General features: G+C 64.2%; 2 protein-coding genes and 1 riboswitch. Both genes read left to right on the top strand.

All coding sequences use genetic code 11. The annotated features are described in order from the left end of the window. Window positions 1-337: 337 nt before the first annotated feature. Window positions 338-497, top strand: a riboswitch (cobalamin riboswitch). A 116-nt stretch (window positions 498-613) separates the two neighbouring features. Beyond that, the gene (locus SY1_RS07840; protein WP_015556704.1) at window positions 614-1,000 is read left to right on the top strand and encodes a BMC domain-containing protein; all 387 of its coding nucleotides are present in this window, start codon (window positions 614-616) and stop codon (window positions 998-1,000) included. Further along, window positions 997-1,186 (top strand): EutP/PduV family microcompartment system protein (locus tag SY1_RS07845; RefSeq protein WP_243440632.1); only part of this gene is annotated, 190 nt, incomplete at its 3' end. The genes SY1_RS07840 and SY1_RS07845, both read left to right, overlap by 4 nt.

Raw genomic sequence — 1,186 nt, forward strand, 5'->3', positions numbered from 1 at the left:
AAGGGGAAAACGCTGATTGTGCGCCCTCAGGACGCCGGCCGTCGGACGGAATCGTCGCTGACGGGAAGGGGCGTGAGGTTCGGAGGGACGAGATCGGGGGGCGTGTGGAGTCTAAGGCGCCCCCTTCGAGCTGCCTCTGAGTGCAGGGGATGATCGAGGGATTGGTATTACCCCTCCTTCGACGTTTTGATTATCGCGCAGCCGCCCTCGTTCGGGCCGGGCCCCGCAAAGCGCCTCGGCGAGGTTGACACACAAAAGGAAACTTTGTATACTAACTTTGAATCGTTACAGCAAAGAAGGACCGGGTTGGGATTCGGCGCGCGAGTGCGCGCCGGGGTCAGAGTTGTGCCGCATCGATGTTATGGGAAGTCCGGTGAGATTCCGGGGCGGGCCCGCCACTGTAAGTCTGACGAAGCTGCCGTGCCACTGAGCGTTTCGGGAAGGGGCAGCCGAGGGTGAAGACGAGCCAGGAGACCGATCCATGCGGCATAGTGCAGCCTCCCGCGAGGAGTTCGGGGCGCTGCTGAGTGTCATGGCGTGCGTTTGTGCGCCGATGACTTCGGCAGTGCCCTTTTTTATATGTCGGGGCGTTGAGGAAGGAGAGGGGATAGCGATGCCGGATTCGCCGTTTCAGAGGGAGGACGCGGTGGAGGAACGCGGCTCCTCCGGAAACTTTCGCGGGACCCTGGAGTACGTTCCGGGCAAGCAGGTGACGCTGGCCCACGTGATCCGCAACCCCAGGAAGTCCCTGTGCTCCTCCGTCGGCGTGGACCATCCTGGGGCGCTGGGGCTCATGACCATCACGCCGGGCGAGGGGTCCATCATCGCGGCGGACATCGCGTCCAAGTCCGCGACGGTCAACATCGAGTTCGTGGACCGCTTCACGGGGTGCCTCCTGTTCACGGGGGAGGTGTCCGCGGTCGAGACGGCGCTGCGGGCCACCGTCCAGTCGCTGAAGGACATCCTCGGCTTCTTCCCGGCCCCCATCACCCACTCATGAGCCGCCCCCGCCGCATCATGGTCATCGGCCGCAGCGGCGCCGGCAAGACGACGCTCATGACGGCCATGGGGTACCTGAGCGGCCCCGTCACGAAGACGGAGGCGGTGTGCTTCACGCCGGAGTGCATCGACACGCCGGGGGAGTTCCTGGAGTCCCCGATCTTCAAGAACACGTTCATGTCGCTTT

Source organism: Fretibacterium fastidiosum (genome assembly GCF_000210715.1).
Taxonomy (GTDB): Bacteria; Synergistota; Synergistia; order Synergistales; family Aminobacteriaceae; genus Fretibacterium; species Fretibacterium fastidiosum.

Excerpts from the sequence above, each read along its gene's own strand:
- SY1_RS07840 (WP_015556704.1), top strand. The coding sequence starts at position 614 with ATGCCGGATTCGCCGTTTCAGAGGGAGGACGCGGTGGAGGAACGCGGC.